The following is an 18,104-nucleotide window of genomic DNA, read 5'->3' as shown; positions in this document are numbered from 1 at the left end:
CAAAGGAGCGTGACACGATGGAGATTGCGACACTGATTGGTGGAATCGGGATATTTTTACTCGGCATGACACTACTCACAGACACGCTCAAAAAATGGGCGGGTACACGACTACGTCATCACTTGAATCAATTCACCGATGGCTCTTTGTCAGGTGCGACACTTGGTGCCATGTTAACAGCTTTATTTCAATCTTCTTCGGTTACTACGTTGATGACGATTGGATTTGTGAGTGCAGGGCTCCTCACGTTCACACAATCGTTACCGCTCGTCATTGGAGCCAATGTAGGGAGTGCGACGACAGGGTGGATTATTGCCGTCCTTGGCTACAATTTAGACGTGCGCCAGTTGTTTCTACCGCTCATTGGAATCGGGATGGTGTTTCGTCTCTCCAGTCCGCGCCTTCGCCGTATTGGATTGTTTCTCGTCAGCATCGGGTTGATTTTTGTTGGAATTGGAACACTTCAAGAAGCAATGGGGGATGTCGTCACGTTCTCGTTTGGCTCGGTCGGTGAAATGACTATTCTGCATCAGGTAGTTCTGATTGGAATCGGGTTCATGATGACCGCCATCCTTCAGTCGTCGACGATTGGACTCGTGTTAACGATGACGGCCCTTGCGACAGTGGCGATTTCACTCCCACAGGCTGCTTATTTGGTGCTTGGTCAGAGTGCTGGAACGAGCCTTGTCGTGGCACTCGGTTCGATTGGTGGATGGAAATCGGCGCGGCGCATCGTGTTGGCTCATGCCATCTACCATGTGTCGATTGTCCTCATGGGGTGGTTGACATTTCCCGTTCTCTTCGAGGTCGTCAATCGAGTGGCCGATTGGTTCAACTGGAACGATTTGTTGCGCCTCGCTTTATTCCATACGACATTCCATCTACTTGGTGTGATCTTGTTCCTGCCTTTTTATCAAACGTTCGCACGTCGATTACTGAAGTGGATTCCGAGTCGGTCAGAAAAATTGACGCATCTGCTCGATAAAAACATGTCACAACTTCCGACAGTCGCTTTGGAAGCGGCACGACGTTCCTTACTTGAAATCGAGCGTTATTTAGGGAACGAGACCGAGTTGCTCGTCCGTGAAGGGCGACTACGTGAAGATGAATTGATCCTCGTCGACAAGACGTTGAGCGACGTTCGTTTCTTTTTGAGCACGATACGTCTTGAGGATGATGGAAAGCGAAATGATTATGGTCAACATTTATCTCTCTTGCACACGATTGACCACCTGGAACGCTGGTTATACGTCTTGCGGGAAGTCGAACCGGTCCACGTACTTCGGGACACCGACTTTTTAGTAGCACGAGAACTTGTGTTACATGAGCTTGACCTTGTGAATCAACTGAATCATCATACGCCACCGGAGGATTCAAAGCTGTGGAAACAGGCCTCGAAACAACTGGCGGAGTATCGGAAAGCACATCGTTCGGAACTGTTAGAAGAGACGGCAGCGAATCAACTGGAGATGGACCTGACGATACAAAAAGTGCAAGTATTGCTCTGGCTCGACCGTATCGGCTATCACATCTGGCGAGCGACGCGTCACTTGATTAAGCCGACCATACCGAGTGAACGGTTCGACGTGAACAGGGAAGATTAGAATAGAAAACGGACTCCATATTAGGGGTCCGTTCGTCGCTTATTTCTTATCTGCGTGCATCACACCGGCTTGACCGTAATGTGTTGCATCCATCTCTTCGATGAAGACGGTGATGTTTTCTTTTGGCGCGTTCGTCGTCTCGGAGACGGCATCCGTCACCTTTTCGATCAACGCACGTTTCTGTTCCACGGTACGGCCCGGAAGCATTTTTACCGTTACGTAAGGCATGGGTCATTCCTCCTTTGCTGAAGTCTCTTATATTGTAGTGAATCCCGTTCGCTGAGAAAAGAAAAATTCTCATCTACCTCAAAGCAGGCGCTCATTTTTTATATATTTCGGGTATGTAACAAGACAGAGCGAATGTAGGAGGAATGAAGATGAAGTGGAAAGGAAGACAACAGAGCCGTAACGTCGAGGACCGACGGGGACGGAGCATCGGAGGAAAAGGGATTGCCGGGGTCGGGGGTGGTCTCGGATTGATTCTCGTCATCGTCTTTACGTTATTGAACGGAGGCAGTCCGACGGATCTCGTCAACAACATCGGACTTGGGGAACCTCAATCGGAGGGAACGTATACGGGAACGGCTCGTGAAGAGGAGATGGCGGACTTCGTAGCGGTCGTTTTAAAAGATACGGAAGAAGTGTGGACAGACATATTCGCTAAAAATGGGATGACATATGAAGAGCCGACGCTCGTCCTATTTTCGGGACAAGTCGAATCCGCTTGTGGTATTGCCGGGTCGGCCGTTGGTCCGTTCTATTGTCCCGGCGACCAAAAACTATATATCGATTTGAGTTTTTATGATGAACTGAGCCAACGTTTCAATGCACCTGGTGACTTTGCGATGGCATACGTCGTCGCCCATGAGGTCGGGCATCATGTACAGACACTTCTCGGGGCGACAGGAGAAATCATGCCGCTTCGTAACGAGATGAGTGAAACGGAATTCAACCGTTATCTCGTTCGCTTTGAATTGCAGGCGGACTACTACGCAGGCGTATGGGCGCATCATGCGCAAGGTTTAGGGTATCTCGAAGCAGGAGACGTCGAAGAGGCGATGAATGCCGCGCATCAGATTGGGGATGACACGTTACAACGTCAGGCGCGTGGATACGTGACACCGGACTCGTTCACGCATGGTACTTCTGAACAACGGATGCGATGGTTCGAAAGAGGATTTGAGAACGGATCGATTCAAGGTGGGGACACGTTCAATACGAACAACTTATAGGCCGGTTGAACGCTCGACCTTCTTAGCCGATTGGAATATGAGGAAAGAATCCGCTATCATAAAAGAACAACAGTTGCAGGAAGGGGATGACCCGATGGAATCCTTACTTACGAAAATTGATTTAGCAAAAGACGATATGACAGCGGTTGAAAAGAAAATTGCGGACTACATTTTGTCGCATTCAACGCTCATTCCAAATATGACCACGAAAGAGCTTGCCCAAAAGACGGATGTGTCTGAGGCGAGTATCGTTCGCTTCGCTAGAGTGATTGGAATCGATAGTTTTAAAGCATTTAAACTCGCGCTCGTGAAAGACCTGGCCGTCACGGAGACGACATTGACAGATTTCAATGTCCTTCAGCAAAAAGATACCCCGTACGACTCGTTTCAAAAAGTCATTCACGTCAATAAAGCGGCGATTGAAGCATGCGCCGAAGCGATGGATAAACGAGAACTCGAACATGCGGTGGAGTTGTTCGCACGTGCAAACCGTGTCATTTTTTACGGGGTCGGCGGATCTTCGACGGCGGCGATTGATGCGCAATATAAGTTTACGAAATTGGGATATGCAGCCATGACATCTCCGGATTTTCATTATATGCTGTCGCTGATCCCGCATTTAGGAAAGTCTGACGTATTTGTCGCGATTAGTACGTCAGGACGAACGAAAGATGTGCTCGAGCTCGTCCGATTTGCGAAAAAGAAACGTGTTCCTGTCATTGCCATCACCAACCTCGACAAATCGCCACTTTACCGGGAAGCGGACGTTCGACTCTGTACGCCGAACGTCGAGAGTGACTTCCGAATCGCAAGTATCGCCTCACGGATGACGCAATTAACGATTGTCGATACGTTATATATGGGACTCCTTCACCGAAAAGGAGAAGGATTGATCGATCGTTACGCAGAAGCCCGAGATGAGATGGTGAAATTGCGCCGATGATTCGACCATATGCGGTAGAGGATCGACCGGAGTTGGAGAACTTCTTGATGCGGCAGCGCACGTTCGCTCGTATGAATGGACAATCCACTGAAACGTTTCGCGACGAGAACGTGGCGGATTTTGAAGCAGAAGGTACCGTTAGCCTGATTTTTCGCGAAGGAGAGCGAATCATAGCAATCGCAGACCTCTTAAAAAAACACCCGGTAGATGGCTCGCTTTGGCTCGGTTTGTTCGTCGTCGATGAGTCGCTTCACGGGACATGTCTGGCGCAAACGTTGTATGAACAGTTGGAAAATCAATATATGCGTCCATATCAAACAGAGTTTCGGTTAGGAGTGCTTCCTCATAATGAGAGAGCCCGCCGATTTTGGGAACGGAACGGCTATGAATACGAAAAGGATTCGGTCACGAATAAAGACGTGCGCGTTCACGTCCTGAAGAAACAACTCATTCGATTGGAGTGAGTTTTCTTTTGAATCTCATTTGAAATTAAATTTCATAAAAATTAAATTATAAATTGACTTTAAGTTTCAATATAGTACGATGAAATCATAGAGAAGAAAGGATGGTGGCGATGCTAGATAAATTGGCTACAGAAAGACGGAATGAACGAACGATGCAACTGGACGAGATGTCGATTGAGGAACGATTGACGATTATGAATGCAGAGGATCAAAAAGTCCCTCAAGTGATTCAAGAACAACTCCCGGTCATTGCGCAAGTTGTAGAGCAGGTCATCGCTTCCTTTCGTAAAGGCGGTCGCTTGATTTACATCGGAGCGGGTACGAGTGGGCGACTCGGTATTTTAGACGCTGCAGAGTGTGTGCCGACGTTCGGTGTGTCACCGAACCAAGTCATCGGACTGATTGCAGGTGGCGAACGTGCGCTCGTTAAAGCCGTCGAGGGAGCAGAAGACAGTAAAGAATTGGCGGTTCAAGATTTGAAAGCGCTTCAATTGTCAGCGGACGATACGGTCATTGGGATTGCGGCGAGTGGTCGGACACCATACGTGGTCGGGGGTCTCGACTACGCACGTGAAATCGGTGCGATAACGGCTGCGATTTCATGCAATCACGATGCCGTCATCAGCCGACATGCGAATTATCCGATTGAAGTGGAGACGGGACCGGAAGTGTTGACAGGTTCGACGAGATTGAAGGCAGGAACGGCTCAAAAACTTGTCCTCAACATGATATCGACGACGTCGATGATTGGAGTAGGGAAAGTGTATCAAAACTTGATGGTCGACGTGAAGCCGACGAATGAAAAGCTAGAAATGCGTGCCAAGAGGATGATCGCAGAAGCGACAGGGGTCGACCTGGAGACGGCCGCGCGTTATTTTGTGTCATCCAAGGGCCACGTCAAAACAGCAATCGTCATGATTTTAGCCGACGTCTCTTATGAAGAGGCTATCAAACGATTAGAGAGTGCGAACGGATTCGTCCGTGAGGCGCTATAAGGGGGAATTCAAGGTGAAGAAAGAAGAGGTTTTAGCACGGGACATCCTCGCACATGTCGGGGGGAAAGAGAATATTCGTCAACTCGCGCATTGCATGACACGTGTAAGGTTGACGTTGAAAGATGCGACGAAAGCAGATCTTGACGCATTGAAGAAGATTGACGGGGTCATGGGTGTCATCGATGACGAGACGCTGCAAATTGTCGTCGGTCCAGGTACCGTGAATCGGGTCGCGGACTATATGAGCCATGAAACGGGATTAGCGATTGGGGAAGAGTCGGTGGATGAGAACTTAACGTTAGAGGAACGTGCGGCTGTTGAACGCCAGAAGGTGAAAGAGAAGCAAAAGTCACCGTTCAAACGATTCCTTCGTCGCCTCGGAAACATCTTCATTCCGCTCATTCCTGGACTTGTCGCTTCGGGGATTATTAACGGTGCGGCGAACTTCGCTGTCAACGCCGGTGTCGACCGAACAGAGACGTGGATGCAAATTCTGCTCGTGCTCGGGAGTACAGTTTTTGCGTACTTGGCCATCCTTGTCGGGTGGAATACAGCAAAAGAGTTTGGGGGAACGCCGGTACTCGGGGCAATTGCCGGGGGAATTCTATTTAACCCGCTCCTCGCGGATATCGTTATTTATGGGGAACCGCTCGTTGTCGGGCGTGGAGGGCTGTTCGGTGTTATTTTTGCCGGTTGGCTCATGACGTATATCGAGAAGCACATTCGTCGCTTCATGCCGGTATCGATTGATATTATCTTTACACCACTCTTTACTGTCCTAATCGTTGGATTTACTGCCCTTTATGCCATCATGCCAGTCGCAGGATTATTATCAGACGGCATCATGCGAGGCATCAATGCGACGCTTGAAGTCGGGGGGCCGGTAGCGGGAGCAGTACTTGCCGGATTCTTCTTACCACTCGTCATGGTCGGGTTACACCACGGATTGACGCCGATTCATTTAGAACTGTTGAACACGGTCGGGACGACAGCACTCCTTCCGATATTGGCGATGGCCGGTGCGGGTCAAGTCGGTGCAGCACTTGCGATCTTTGTGAAGACACGCAACCCGCGCCTGCGTAATATTATCAAAGGAGCCATCCCGGTCGGGTTCCTCGGAATCGGCGAACCACTTCTTTACGGGGTCACGCTTCCACTCGGACGTCCGTTCTTGACGGCGTGTCTCGGAGCCGCGGTCGGTGGTGCCTTCCAAGCAACGATGAAGACGGCGGCGCTCGGAATCGGTGTATCCGGTCTATCGCTCACACCATTGATTGATAATGGCATGTATTTGACGTACATTGCAGGACTATTGATTTCATATACGGCAGGCTTTTTATTCACGTATTTCTTCGGCTTTAAAGAAGAGATGGCGGACGGGATCTAATAAACAAAGATGGCTCAGAAGCGAGTCATCTTTTTCTCTACTTTTGGTAAGGAGTGATAGGTATGAGAGGAATTTCAATTTACTTGAGCGAGGAACTGTCACCTGAATTAATTGATTGGATGGAACATATGCGAGAGGTAGGGTTTACGAGCATCTTCACGTCGCTTCATATTCCAGAAGACGACCCGACAACCTATACGGAACGACTCCAGCAGTTAGGTGCGTTGGCAAGACGCCTCGATATGGAACTCGTAGCAGATATTGCCCCGTCTTCTCTACAGGCGCTCGGCAAGGACTGGGACGATGCGCATACGCTTTTAGATTGGGGCATCACGGGATTACGAGTCGATTATGGCGTTACGCCGAAACAAGTCGCTGCTTTATCGAAACAGATGATGGTTGCATTGAATGCGAGTACGCTCACAGAAAAAGAACTCGAAGAGATGCTTCGGCACGGATTACAACGAGAACGCGTAGAAGCGTGGCATAATTTTTATCCTCGTCCGGAAACAGGGCTCGAGCGTACATGGTTTGATGAAAAAAACCTTTGGCACCGGTCACAAGGAATCAAGATACAAGCGTTCATCCCTGGAGAAGAGCGGTTGCGTGGTCCCCTTCATGAGACGTTACCGACACTCGAAGCGCATCGTCACAAGTCTCCTTTTTCGTGTTATGTCGATTTGCAAACGACAGTCGATCGTATCTTGATTGGCGACCCGTATGTATCAGATACGACGATGCGACAGTTTCAGGCGTACGATGAGGGAATCATCGTCCTTCGAGCGACTGCACGGGATCGTGATGATTCTCTTCCGACCCGTCACACGAATCGGATGGACTCTGCCCGTGATGTCCTTCGTTCCGTTGAGTCTCGTGCTTACGGTAGACCCGGAAATCAACGGATTCAACCGCGATACACAGAAGAAAGGCTGATTGGCAGTATCACGATCGACAATGAACGTTACGGTCGATATGCAGGAGAATTACAAGTGACGAAGCAGAGTTTATCGGCAGATGAACGAGTCAATGTCATCGGAAGAGTCATCTTAGAAGACCGTTCACTGATTCAACAAATCGGTCCAGGCGGACGCTTTCAAATCGACTGGGTGTGACTCATGATTGCCACAATCCTATATCATTGTGTACAGTAGAGAGGGAGGGTGGAACATGAAAGACATTAATTTTAATATTATTTCAGACGATGCAACGGACGGGCATGGTGGTTTTGGTGTCGGTTCGCTTAGTTTAAATAACATGTCCCCGGTGATTATCGATGTCGAGACGGGCACAGCGACAATCGACATGGGCGCAATGCATGCGAAGTCTGCCATTGAGAAACGCATTAAGTTTTTGACGGACCGGGAGGCGGTACCGAACGGGAAACTGTACTGGATTGTGTGGGTCACAGTCGGTCGAAAACCAGAAGGCTTTTACTACGGTGGAATTGCGGCATGTGATATGTTGGTTGACTTAGAAGCGAGACGCGGCTATAAATTATTGCCATATCACGTCAATCAGATGGACAAGTCGTTGAAGGGTCGGATTTTAATCGAGATGATGGACGCTCCGTCCCGAGACGTATTAGCAAATTTCTTACAGGAACATCGCCCCGAGATTTGGGAACAGTCGACTGAACTTCATGCAGAGCTCGAGCGCTTAAGCGCTGAGTAAAAAGATTGGACGAATTTTCGTCTCCAATCTTTTTTGTTTCGACTTTTTGGTATTAAAAGGGAATTTTGTAACTGAAGAGATATTCATTTGTAATTGTATGAAAATTCAGTATTATGATATACTGACTACATTGTGAAAAAAGAAAGGGTGATACGATGAGCGAAACGAAAAAAATCTTAATCGGTCTCGCGCTAGGTGTTGTAGTTGGTCTAGGATTGGCGGGATTGCCGGATAATATTTATGAAACTGTGAATCCATATATTTTATCTCCGGTCGGAACGATTTTCTTGAATTTGATTAAAATGTTAGTCGTACCGATTGTCTTCTTCTCGATTATTTTAGGGGTCATGGGTCTCGGGGATCCAAAAGAGTTAGGCCGAGTCGGGACGAAATCGATTTTATTCTTTTTGACGACGACAGCACTCGCCATCATGTTAGCGATGGGTGTCGCATCTGTCTTACAGCCAGGGGAGCGTGGGGACTTCCAAACAACAGGTCTTGAATTTGAATCAACAGCGACCGAGGAATCGTCAAATATCGTACAGACATTCGTCAATATGATTCCGACAAATCCGATTACGGCACTCGCTGAAGGAAACATGCTTCAAATCATCGTCTTTGCGGCATTGATTGGATTTGCATTAATTGCTCTCGGGGATAAGGCGAAGACGTGGCGTCAATTCATCAAACAAGGTGATCGTATCATGATGTATTTGATTCATCTTGTCATGAAGCTCGCACCATACGGCGCTTTCGCATTGATTGCTTCTGCGATTGGAGGCATCGGTCTCGATGCGGTCGTTGCGATGGCATGGTATATGATTGCCGTCGTCTTGACGCTATTCTTACATGCAACCATTGTATACGGAGCAGCCGTTTACTTCATCGGGAAGATGAGTCCTGTATTCTTCTTCAAAAACTTCTATGAAGCGATGACGTTCGCCTTCTCGACGTCTTCATCAAACGCGACCCTTCCTGTTTCTATGGAAGTGGCACAAAGAAAACTTGGTGTCCCGCGTTCAATTTCTTCATTCGTGCAACCACTCGGGGCAACGGTCAACATGGACGGGACGGCAATCATGCAAGGGGTTGCGACGATTTTCATCGCACAAGTATTTGCTTCTGATTTAACGATGACTCAGTTGTTGACGGTCGTCATCACAGCGGTCCTCGCATCCATTGGGACAGCAGGTGTGCCAGGAGTCGGGCTCGTCATGCTTGCCCTCGTCCTTCAGTCGGTCAACTTACCGGTAGAGGGAATCGCCCTCATTATCGGGGTCGACCGTATTCTCGATATGCTTCGCACATCAGTCAACATCACGGGGGATGCGGCATGTGCGGTCGTCGTTTCGAAATTGGAAGAAAAACATTTACCACCAGTCGACGAAGACTCGTGGGATGAAGCAGGCGCAACGTCTTCTTCATCACTATGATATAGTGAAGGACCATGACGACATGTCATGGTCCTTATTTTGTGCATAGAAAGAGTGATCGTTATGGAATGGGAATTGCTCCCGCTCCCTTTATTTTTGATTATCAGTATTTTACTGAATAGTGTAATCGCGGTCGCCGGTGTCCTACCGAGTGCTTTTCTAACAGCCATCAATGTGAGCGTCCTCGGTCTCGTACCGGGCATACTCGTATCGATTATCGGGGAGGCAATCGGCGCCATCGTGAGCTTCATTCTTTACCGAAAAGCACTGCATCGCTATACGTCCCCGGACAGTGGCCGGTTTCAGCGACTTCGTGAGTCTGGAGGAGCCGAAGCATGGTTTCTCGTTCTCGGGATGCGTTTCATGCCGTTTGTCCCGTCTGGTCTCGTCACGTTATCGGCAGCGTTCAGTCGTATGACACTCACATCGTTCGCGGTCGCGAGTACGATTGGAAAAGTGCCCGCTTTGATCATCGAAGGACTTGCCGTGACAGCTGCCATGCAGTTGACAATCGAATGGCAATTGTTTCTCGTCGGACTCGTTGCCGTTTCATACCTCGTTTGGCGAATGCGTCAAAGTAGTGGCGAAAAGATATAGCAAAACGCCTCGACGAAACGTTTCCTCGTCGTCTTTTTTCGTAACATGGTCCAGTCAATCAAAATCGATTCTTCAAAATCCTTTAAAAAGGTGTCGTGAAGCTCTTGTATGGATGTCGTATCGAATTGGGCAATCGTCATCTCATGGTTTAGAAATATGCTTCGAAAATCAAAGTTGGCCGATCCGACAAGGGCAACCTTGCCATCAATCAGAAGCGTTTTCGCATGGATGAAATGTCGATTATATTTATAAATTTTAATGTTTCGCTTAATCAGCTGTTCGAAATAATATTCGGAAGCATGAAAACTGAACCATTCATCGCCTTTCCCCGGTACGACGATTCTTACATCAATCCCGCTGCGACCGGCGACCTCGAGAATCGCCAACAGTTCAGGTGGTGGAACGAGATAAGGGGTCGTGATCCAGATGGACTCTTTAGCCTCCATGAGCAAGCGCATGAGTCCATCACGAATCGTGACATCTTTCCCGGGTGACGTGACGAGAAGTTGCGTCGCGCCGTTTTGTCCTTTCGGTTCATTCACAAAATACCGAGATAGATGTTCTTCGTCTGCGAACAAGTCCCATGTCTCATCCATCGTACCTTGACCCGCATATAACCAATTCTCAACGAAGAGCTGTTGGAGTTCACGGACGAGTGGTCCCTCAAGGTGTAAATGGGTATCTCGCCAAAAGCCTAGCTTCTCATTTTTACCGAGATATTCGTCTCCTACGTTTAATCCACCGGTCAAAGCGATTTGACCGTCCACGACAATCAGTTTTTGGTGATTTCGGAAGTTCGCGTTGAAGACGAGATAGGGGTGCAAGACCGGGTCGAACGCCTGGACGTGAACGCGTGATTCACGTAACGGTTGAATGAAGTCTTCTCCGATTTCTTGACTACCGAGTCCGTCATACAAAAAACGAACGGTCACGTCTTCATTTGATTTTTGGATGAGTGCATCTCGGACTTTCAAAGAAATCTCATCCGTTCGAAATAGATAGTACTGAATATGAATATGATCTGTTGCATTGTTGATGACTTCTAACAAAGCCTCAAATTTCGTTTCACCATTGACGAGAAGCTTCGTCGAGGTATGTCCGTTCGCACCGGTCGCGCCTAACTTTTCGAGTGTTCGTGTCAACGGATAGGCGGACACGATCTCAGGTGAGGTCTCGATTTTTTCGCTCTCGATTGCTTGTCTTAGCATCCGAATTTCAGATGACGTCCGTTTAAAGCGTCGATGACGACGTGGAGTGCGTCCGAACATGACCCACGCCAACACACCGATGAACGGGATGAAGAACACGGTAAGTAACCAGGCGAGCTTTCCTTGGGGCTGTACTTGGTCAAATAGAATCTGCCAACCGACGACAAGCGGTGCGACGATGGCGATGCCGATTAAAACAGGTATAAGGATATCCAGCCAAAAAAAGAGACTGACTAGCAAAATGACACTGATGACCATAATCATCAATTGAATGACACGACGTTTCAAACGAAACACCACCTTTCCAGAAACGATGAAAACGAGGGGATGCATCCCCTCGTTTTTAGTACACGCTGTTCAGAACAGCGTTGATTTCATCCGCGTAACGGACAAAGAAGTACACATTCACTGCGAGAGAGAACAAGACGAGGAAGAGACCGAACTGTGCTTTTGTCCGATTCCGATTCCAGTAATAGAAGACGGACAATAACACGGCTAGTCCGACGAATAGAGCGATGACTTCAACGATTCCCCAGACGATATCTTTGGATAAAAACATGTCGACGATTGTCATGACGACATAAACGAAGACGACAATCCCCATAATCACGACTAAAATAGCTAGAATAATGCTAATCCAATCTGAGCTAACTGCGTCAATTAGGTTTTCAATGGCCATTTCGTATTCGCTCACAACCGTTCCTCCTTTCGAGAGACTGCATAACTATTCATCTATTCCCCTTTTTCCTATTTCTAAAATCAAGCTTTCACTGGAGAGTGGATAAATGACGGCAGTGGAATTTTGGAAACGATTGCTACGACCGCAAATATATAAAACCAACTATTCGGTGGAAAAAAGAGTACGAGTAGTACGATAATCGCCAACGGTTGTCGCATCGCTGTCGCAAGTAAGGCACTCGTCGTGAGGACGACTGAAAATGTCATATCAACCTCAAATAAGAGGCTGAAAAAATAGCCAAGAGTGAACGAAGAAAAAAGAAGTGGGTATATATGACCGCCACGCCAACCGGTAGCTAGGCAGAATGCCGTAAAGAGCAGTTTTAACACACTGTAAAGGAGAAGTGTGTATAGCGGGATGAGTTGCCACTCATCTACGTACTCAAGGATTGTTTCTTCACCAGAGAAGAGTAAGTCTGGATAGAGGAGAGCCATTCCCCCGATCCCGATGCCGCCAAGCGTAGTGAGCAATAAAATAGGAATGTTTGAAAAAAGTCGCATTAATGTATGTTCACTGACTAAGTAGAGCCATCCGAGAATCATACCGCCAAGGACAATCAATAAAATTGACCAATCGATTTGGACGCTTTCAATCGCTGGGAATTTAATGATAAACGGTGGGCGTTCGTCGAGTTGATTGAGTAGATAGAACGTTCCGATTCCGGCGAGTGTAGCAAGAAGGTTCAGCATCGGTTGTTTCTTTCGCTCAGTTTCCTCAGCCGCAATCGCGCCGAAGAGTGGCGCGTTGAAGACAATCCCGAGAACGACCGCATGACCGACTTCTTGTAATTCACCTAATTCTTGGCGCACGTAGCGGATGCGCTCTGAGAACCATGTCGTGAGCCCCCCGACGATGCCGACGAGTGCCGCTTCAGGTCCTAAACTTGCCCCTCCGATGAGGACGAGTAAAGCGGTCAATGTCGTGAACCCGATCAAGCGGTAGTCAATACGGCCGGTCCCTTTCCGTTCTTCTAGTACTTCTGGCATGAGGCGCGGCATCCGACCATAACGGTGTTGCAAAAGACCGATCAACACCCCGGCGAGGACCGGGACGAGGAATAGATACAACCGAACATCAAATTGTTCAGGAACCGTATGCCATACAAAATGAATCCCTTTATAGACGACGGATAAGAAGAGCCAACTCACTAAGCCGATGATAATTCCGAGTACAATCGCATAGCCACTGACAATCCATGATTTCATCTACATACTCACCTCTTTCGCCCGCATCAATCTTCTATAATTATGCTATCTCCTGAACACCTCTGACCGAAACCTAAAAAATAATGAAATAAAGAGGAAGGAATGGGCGGCAGACATTTACTCATCATAGAAAAACGAAAAAGAGTGCAGGGTTTCGACAAGGTCGATGCCTACACTCCTCGTTAAGAAGTTTACTTATGCAATTTCAAAGGTGTGCTTATTCGCAGGTGCTGGTTTTCCAAAGAAATACCCTTGTGCCAAATCGAATCCGAGCTCACGACAGACATCTGCCTCCTCTAGACGCTCTATGCCCTCGGCAAGAAGCGTGATTCCCATCGATTTGGTCAAAGTTCGTACTTTTTTGAGGAAGGACCGCTTCTCGGCATCTTCATCACAAAATGAAATATAAGAGCGGTCGATTTTGACATAGTCTGGTTCGAGTCGTTTCAACATATCGATGGTAGAGAAACCTGCACCGACATCATCTAATGCGACTTTCATCCCCCGTTGTTTATACGTTGAAAAAACGTGTTGAAGATGATCGACGTCATGTACTTTCTCCGTCTCTACGACTTCGAATATAAAGCGGTCTGGGCTGAGTCCATATCGATCGATGATATCGAACGTATGTTGTAAACAATAGTCCGGATTATAAATCGTCGATGGTAAAAAGTTGATAAACGTCTTTTGATGTGGAGCCACGGCTTCGAACGTCGCTTTAATCGCCTCGGCGCGAGCACGTTGATCGAGCTTCGAATGCAACCCAAACCGGTTGGCCGTTCGGAACAGATCACCGGGTGAAATAGAAGCACCACTACGGAGAAGTGCCTCATACCCGAACGTTTCCTTAGAATCGAGGAAGATAATCGGTTGAAGGTGACTCTCAAACGTTCCGTGCTGAATTTGATCAATGATATGACGATGCGCGAGTTGATCGCGTAACACCTCGACCTCGAGTGGAGGCGTTTGACTGTTCGATTGATTGTCGACACAGTATACGGTACCCTCAACGTGCATCAGAAGTGCATCTAATTCTTCAAATGATGTATAAGAATATTCTTTCGTTTTTGTGATGAGTTTTCCTTGAGAAATCAAAGGAACCGTTGTGTTACAGGAAGCACAGGGTGACCACATAGTATTCCACCTTTCCATTCAAAATTAGTTCATTCAGTATATCGGCTACGTCTCACAAAAAACTCACATTCAAGATACATTTCGCAAAAAAATCGTGCAAAATGGGTACAGGTTTTGTATACTTCCTATCGTATGAATAAGAAGCGCCTCAAAACGCCACTCGCATACGAACAACTTTTTGAACAGAAAGGGGTTCTATCGATGGACCAAAAATTAAAATTATGGTTTACGGAGCACCAAACAGAAGATTACGGAATCACGTTCCGTGTAAACCACGTTTATGAGAGCGAACAAACGGAGTTTCAACGACTAGAAATGGTCGAAACGGACGAGTTCGGAACGATGTTGTTACTTGACGGGATGGTCATGACGACGGATAAGGACGAATTCGTCTATCACGAGATGGTCGCACACGTCCCACTCTTTACACACCCGAATCCGAAACATGTACTGGTTGTCGGTGGGGGAGACGGCGGTGTTATTCGTGAAATTATGAAACACCCATCAGTGGAAAAAGCTGTTCTCGTTGATATCGACGGGAAAGTCATTGAATATTCGAAGAAATACTTACCAAATATCGCAGGTGAACTGGATAATCCTCGCGTGGAAGTCATCGTCGGTGACGGGTTCATGCATATCGCTAAGTCTGAAAACGAGTACGACGTCATCATGGTCGACTCGACAGAACCGGTCGGACCTGCAGCGAACCTCTTCACAAAAGGGTTCTATGCAGGGATTTCGAAGGCGCTCAAAGAGGATGGCATCTTTGTCGCACAAACGGATAACCCATGGTTCACACCAGAACTCATCCAAACGGTTCAACGTGATGTGAAGGAAATCTTCCCGATCACGAAATTGTACACGGCAAATGTTCCAACGTACCCGAGCGGCATGTGGACGTTCACAATCGGTTCGAAGAAGTACGACCCTGAACAAGTATCGGCCGAGCGTTTCCATGACATCGAAACAAAATACTATACACCGAAGCTTCATAATGCAGCATTCGTCCTTCCAAAATTCGTGGAGGATTTGACAAAATGATCAAACGTTTCGATGAAGCATACTCAGGTAAAGTGTTTATCGCCAGTCTCCCAGAGGTGACAGAGGCGAAGACCGTTCTTTACGGGATGCCGATGGACTGGACGGTTAGTTTCCGTCCGGGCTCGCGTTTCGGTCCGAACCGGATTCGTGAAGTGTCGATCGGCCTTGAAGAATACAGCCCATATTTAGACGGTGACTTGGCTGATGCTGCGGTGTACGACGCAGGAGACATCCCACTTCCGTTCGGGAACGCACCAAAGTCGCTCGACCTCATCGAAGCATTCGTCAAAGATGTCGTCAAGGCGGGCAAGTTCCCACTCGGAATGGGTGGCGAACACCTCGTCACATGGCCGATTATCAAAGCGATGCACGACGTATATGGTGACGACTTTGTCATCATCCACTTGGATGCGCATACGGACCTTCGGGATGAGTATGAAGGCGAGCCACTCTCGCACTCGACTCCACTTAAAAAGGCGGCAAACTTGATTGGACCATCGAACTGTTACTCGTTCGGGATTCGTTCAGGGATGAAAGAAGAGTTCGAATGGGCACGTGAAGTTGGCTACAATATGCACCAGTTTGAGGTGGTCGAGCCACTCAAGCGCGTCTTGCCGACACTCGCTGGGAAAAAAGTATATGTCACCATCGATATCGATGTCTTAGATCCATCGGCAGCACCAGGTACGGGCACACAAGAAATCGGTGGCATCTCGACGAAAGAATTGTTAGAAGCGGTACACGCCATCGCAAATGCGGACCTCGACATCATCGGAGCGGACCTTGTCGAAGTATCACCGGCATATGATCAGTCGGATATGACGGCCATCGCGGCGGCTAAGATTCTTCGCGAGATGATGATTGGATTCGTGAAGTAAATGCGGAAAAAAGGTCAGCTGGAAATGGAACTGAGCGCCCGCATCACCCAATGGGAGAAAGAATACCTGGGTCGCGGATCATTGACGTGTAAGGCAGACCTGCTTCGAGACCTCGCCATCGTCACACTCCAAGGGGTGTTGACGCCGGCCGAGTATGATTTGGCCACCAAGTCGTCAGGTCGCGAACAATTTAAAGAAATACCGCAACAATCTTGTCGAAGCGGGACGCACTCAACTCGAGTCCATCGTCGAGCAAGTACTTGGTCGCTCGATCGTCTCTCTCCATACAGACATCAGTACGAAAACGGGAGAGCGTCTGATTGTGTTTCGTTTGGACGCGTCTTGGGATCAAACCGATTGACAACGGGAACATGACTTTTTAAAATGAGAGTCAGAGACGTATATAGGAGCGACTGGACGAGTCATCATGAAGCGTGCTGTTCGAAATCTTGTTACGGAGCTACTGACCAATTTAATAACCGACAGTTGTCGGCCTGACGGAGCGATTGTTCGAGCCGTCGGCATACAGCGCACGCCTATTTAGGTGTGCGCTTTTTTGTCGCCAAGGAGGAAGACGTATGGAATTGTTTTTATTTTTATTGACGAGCGCCCCGGTGCTTCTGTTTGTGACGGGGGTCATCGCCGCAGTTGGAAAATCAAATCTCAAGATTCCCGATTCGCTGAGCACGACGCTAAACATTTACTTACTACTCGCCATTGGGCTAAAGGGTGGCATGGGACTCGCCTCGGTATCTTTTGAGGAGATTGCGTTACCGCTGACCGTGACGCTTTTGATTGGAATTTCACTGCCGATTCTCGCGTTTTTCGTCGGAGGAATGCTCAACTTTTCATTCCATGAACGAATTGCGATGGCTGCGACGTTCGGTTCCGTTTCACTCGTGACATATGTGGCTGCATCGACGCAACTTGAGCGACTCGGGATTGGATATGAGCCGTTCATGACGACACTGGTCGTTGTCCTCGAAATCCCAGGTTTGATTGTGGCGTTACTGCTATATAATCAGACACAAGTTTTGGGCATCACGGCGACATCCAGCAAAACAAACTCATTGTCTGTGCTACGGGATAGCTTATTCTCAAAGAGTATTCTGTTGATGCTTGCAGGTCTTGTCGTAGGACTCGTGACACCAGACGCAACTCCGTTCAAGCCATTCTTTGTAGACTTGTTTCCAGGGGTGTTGCTCCTCTTTTTATTAGGGTTAGGCGTCAAAGTCGGACATCAGTTAAAGACGGTGTCGACGTACGGATTGAAGTTCGTCATCATGGGAACACTCTTCCCGTTGATTGGAGCACTTGTCGGCTTTGTCGCAGCAGGAGTCGCTGGTCTGTCCGATGGAGGGACGATTCTTCTGATGACACTTGCGGCGAGTGGGTCATACATTGCTGCTCCAGCGATGCTACAAGCCTCGGTCCCAGAAGCGAAACCATCCTTCTATTTGACCTTGTCTCTCGCAATCACCTTCCCGTTCAACTTATTAATCGGAATACCAATGTATATCGCAATCGTCACATGAAAAAGCGCCGACTTATTAGTCGGCGCTTTTTCATGTCT

At 48.0% G+C, this 18,104-nt stretch carries 18 protein-coding genes and 1 pseudogene; 14 read left to right on the top strand and 5 right to left on the bottom strand.

Annotation, left to right across the window (positions count from 1 at the left end; genetic code table 11):
• Positions 1–17: 17 nt before the first annotated feature.
• Entirely contained in the window at positions 18–1,604 is a 1,587-nt protein-coding gene (locus KNO95_RS08955; RefSeq protein ID WP_214878760.1) for a Na/Pi cotransporter family protein, read from the top strand.
• 39 nt (positions 1,605–1,643) lie between these two features.
• Here KNO95_RS08955 and KNO95_RS08950 read toward each other — a convergent pair whose 3' ends face one another.
• Positions 1,644–1,832: a 2-hydroxymuconate tautomerase gene (locus tag KNO95_RS08950; RefSeq protein WP_012727443.1), complete on the bottom strand. Its 189-nt coding sequence runs from the start codon at positions 1,830–1,832 to the stop codon at positions 1,644–1,646.
• 149 nt (positions 1,833–1,981) lie between these two features.
• Between KNO95_RS08950 and ypfJ the strand changes: the two genes are divergently transcribed.
• The 9 genes from ypfJ to KNO95_RS08905 all read left to right on the top strand — a co-directional run bounded on the left by ypfJ (position 1,982) and on the right by KNO95_RS08905 (position 10,326).
• On the top strand, positions 1,982–2,836 hold the full coding sequence (gene ypfJ, locus KNO95_RS08945; protein ID WP_214703134.1) for a KPN_02809 family neutral zinc metallopeptidase: 855 nt from the start codon (positions 1,982–1,984) through the stop codon (positions 2,834–2,836).
• Between the two features lie 94 nt (positions 2,837–2,930).
• Positions 2,931–3,779, top strand: coding sequence for a MurR/RpiR family transcriptional regulator (locus KNO95_RS08940; protein ID WP_026825025.1), 849 nt, complete (start codon positions 2,931–2,933; stop codon positions 3,777–3,779).
• Entirely contained in the window at positions 3,776–4,243 is a 468-nt protein-coding gene (locus KNO95_RS08935) for a GNAT family N-acetyltransferase (RefSeq protein WP_214703135.1), read from the top strand. The genes KNO95_RS08940 and KNO95_RS08935 overlap by 4 nt, the downstream gene beginning before the upstream one ends.
• A 101-nt stretch (positions 4,244–4,344) precedes the next feature.
• Positions 4,345–5,238: an N-acetylmuramic acid 6-phosphate etherase gene (murQ, locus tag KNO95_RS08930; RefSeq protein WP_214703136.1), complete on the top strand. Its 894-nt coding sequence runs from the start codon at positions 4,345–4,347 to the stop codon at positions 5,236–5,238.
• A 13-nt stretch (positions 5,239–5,251) separates the two neighbouring features.
• On the top strand, positions 5,252–6,625 hold the full coding sequence (locus KNO95_RS08925) for a PTS transporter subunit EIIC (RefSeq protein ID WP_214703137.1): 1,374 nt from the start codon (positions 5,252–5,254) through the stop codon (positions 6,623–6,625).
• Between the two features lie 62 nt (positions 6,626–6,687).
• Complete coding sequence (locus tag KNO95_RS08920) at positions 6,688–7,737, top strand: DUF871 domain-containing protein (protein WP_214878759.1); 1,050 nt, start codon at positions 6,688–6,690, stop codon at positions 7,735–7,737.
• Positions 7,738–7,792: 55 nt separating this feature from the next.
• Positions 7,793–8,296 carry a YwhD family protein gene (locus KNO95_RS08915; RefSeq protein ID WP_214700241.1) on the top strand — a complete coding sequence of 168 codons (504 nt, stop codon included), beginning with the start codon at positions 7,793–7,795 and terminating at the stop codon, positions 8,294–8,296.
• Positions 8,297–8,451: 155 nt separating this feature from the next.
• Complete coding sequence (locus KNO95_RS08910; RefSeq protein ID WP_026825031.1) at positions 8,452–9,729, top strand: dicarboxylate/amino acid:cation symporter; 1,278 nt, start codon at positions 8,452–8,454, stop codon at positions 9,727–9,729.
• A gap of 63 nt (positions 9,730–9,792) precedes the next feature.
• Positions 9,793–10,326 (top strand): TVP38/TMEM64 family protein, encoded by a 534-nt coding sequence (locus KNO95_RS08905; RefSeq protein ID WP_251125110.1) that lies wholly within the window; start codon positions 9,793–9,795, stop codon positions 10,324–10,326.
• On the opposite strand, the gene cls is transcribed toward KNO95_RS08905, so the two are convergent.
• From cls to KNO95_RS08885, 4 genes are all read right to left on the bottom strand, one after another.
• A complete protein-coding gene (cls, locus tag KNO95_RS08900; RefSeq protein ID WP_353048126.1) occupies positions 10,302–11,831 on the bottom strand; it encodes a cardiolipin synthase in 1,530 nt (509 codons plus the stop codon). The genes KNO95_RS08905 and cls overlap by 25 nt on opposite strands.
• Positions 11,832–11,877: 46 nt before the next feature.
• Positions 11,878–12,228 (bottom strand): hypothetical protein, encoded by a 351-nt coding sequence (locus tag KNO95_RS08895; RefSeq protein WP_026825034.1) that lies wholly within the window; start codon positions 12,226–12,228, stop codon positions 11,878–11,880.
• A 65-nt stretch (positions 12,229–12,293) separates the two neighbouring features.
• Positions 12,294–13,478 carry a chloride channel protein gene (locus KNO95_RS08890; RefSeq protein ID WP_214703140.1) on the bottom strand — a complete coding sequence of 395 codons (1,185 nt, stop codon included), beginning with the start codon at positions 13,476–13,478 and terminating at the stop codon, positions 12,294–12,296.
• Positions 13,479–13,673: 195 nt separating this feature from the next.
• Positions 13,674–14,612, bottom strand: coding sequence for an EAL domain-containing protein (locus tag KNO95_RS08885; protein WP_214878755.1), 939 nt, complete (start codon positions 14,610–14,612; stop codon positions 13,674–13,676).
• Positions 14,613–14,813: 201 nt separating this feature from the next.
• On the opposite strand from KNO95_RS08885, the gene speE reads away from it, so the two are divergent.
• The 4 genes and pseudogenes from speE (at position 14,814) to KNO95_RS08865 (ending at position 18,066) form a co-directional block, all read left to right on the top strand.
• Entirely contained in the window at positions 14,814–15,653 is an 840-nt protein-coding gene (speE, locus tag KNO95_RS08880; RefSeq protein WP_012727429.1) for a polyamine aminopropyltransferase, read from the top strand.
• Positions 15,650–16,531, top strand: a complete 882-nt coding sequence (speB, locus tag KNO95_RS08875) for an agmatinase (protein ID WP_026825037.1) — start codon at positions 15,650–15,652, stop codon at positions 16,529–16,531. Before speE ends, speB begins: the two co-directional genes overlap by 4 nt.
• Positions 16,532–16,892 (top strand): annotated as a pseudogene (locus KNO95_RS14585) (Na-translocating system protein MpsC family protein).
• 217 nt (positions 16,893–17,109) lie between these two features.
• Positions 17,110–18,066 carry a sodium-dependent bicarbonate transport family permease gene (locus KNO95_RS08865; protein ID WP_214878753.1) on the top strand — a complete coding sequence of 319 codons (957 nt, stop codon included), beginning with the start codon at positions 17,110–17,112 and terminating at the stop codon, positions 18,064–18,066.
• The last annotated feature ends 38 nt before the right edge of the window (positions 18,067–18,104 follow it).

The sequence above is a fragment of the Exiguobacterium sp. ERU653 genome (genome assembly GCF_018617775.1).
Taxonomy (GTDB): Bacteria; Bacillota; Bacilli; order Exiguobacteriales; family Exiguobacteriaceae; genus Exiguobacterium; species Exiguobacterium marinum.
The sequence above is the reverse complement of the archived record's forward strand: the minus strand, read 5'-3'. Positions and strand labels throughout refer to the sequence as shown.

What these genes read in the sequence shown, in the direction of transcription:
- ypfJ (WP_214703134.1), top strand. Translation starts at nt 1,982, where the DNA reads ATGAAGTGGAAAGGAAGACAACAGAGCCGTAACGTCGAGGACCGACGG.
- KNO95_RS08940 (WP_026825025.1), top strand. Translation starts at nt 2,931, where the DNA reads ATGGAATCCTTACTTACGAAAATTGATTTAGCAAAAGACGATATGACA.
- KNO95_RS08915 (WP_214700241.1), top strand. Translation starts at nt 7,793, where the DNA reads ATGAAAGACATTAATTTTAATATTATTTCAGACGATGCAACGGACGGG.
- KNO95_RS08950 (WP_012727443.1), bottom strand. Translation starts at nt 1,832, where the DNA reads ATGCCTTACGTAACGGTAAAAATGCTTCCGGGCCGTACCGTGGAACAG.
- KNO95_RS08885 (WP_214878755.1), bottom strand. Translation starts at nt 14,612, where the DNA reads ATGTGGTCACCCTGTGCTTCCTGTAACACAACGGTTCCTTTGATTTCT.
- murQ (WP_214703136.1), top strand. Translation starts at nt 4,345, where the DNA reads ATGGTGGCGATGCTAGATAAATTGGCTACAGAAAGACGGAATGAACGA.
- KNO95_RS08890 (WP_214703140.1), bottom strand. Translation starts at nt 13,478, where the DNA reads ATGAAATCATGGATTGTCAGTGGCTATGCGATTGTACTCGGAATTATC.
- KNO95_RS08910 (WP_026825031.1), top strand. Translation starts at nt 8,452, where the DNA reads ATGAGCGAAACGAAAAAAATCTTAATCGGTCTCGCGCTAGGTGTTGTA.
- speE (WP_012727429.1), top strand. Translation starts at nt 14,814, where the DNA reads ATGGACCAAAAATTAAAATTATGGTTTACGGAGCACCAAACAGAAGAT.
- KNO95_RS08920 (WP_214878759.1), top strand. Translation starts at nt 6,688, where the DNA reads ATGAGAGGAATTTCAATTTACTTGAGCGAGGAACTGTCACCTGAATTA.
- KNO95_RS08865 (WP_214878753.1), top strand. Translation starts at nt 17,110, where the DNA reads ATGGAATTGTTTTTATTTTTATTGACGAGCGCCCCGGTGCTTCTGTTT.
- speB (WP_026825037.1), top strand. Translation starts at nt 15,650, where the DNA reads ATGATCAAACGTTTCGATGAAGCATACTCAGGTAAAGTGTTTATCGCC.
- KNO95_RS08935 (WP_214703135.1), top strand. Translation starts at nt 3,776, where the DNA reads ATGATTCGACCATATGCGGTAGAGGATCGACCGGAGTTGGAGAACTTC.
- KNO95_RS08905 (WP_251125110.1), top strand. Translation starts at nt 9,793, where the DNA reads ATGGAATGGGAATTGCTCCCGCTCCCTTTATTTTTGATTATCAGTATT.
- KNO95_RS08955 (WP_214878760.1), top strand. Translation starts at nt 18, where the DNA reads ATGGAGATTGCGACACTGATTGGTGGAATCGGGATATTTTTACTCGGC.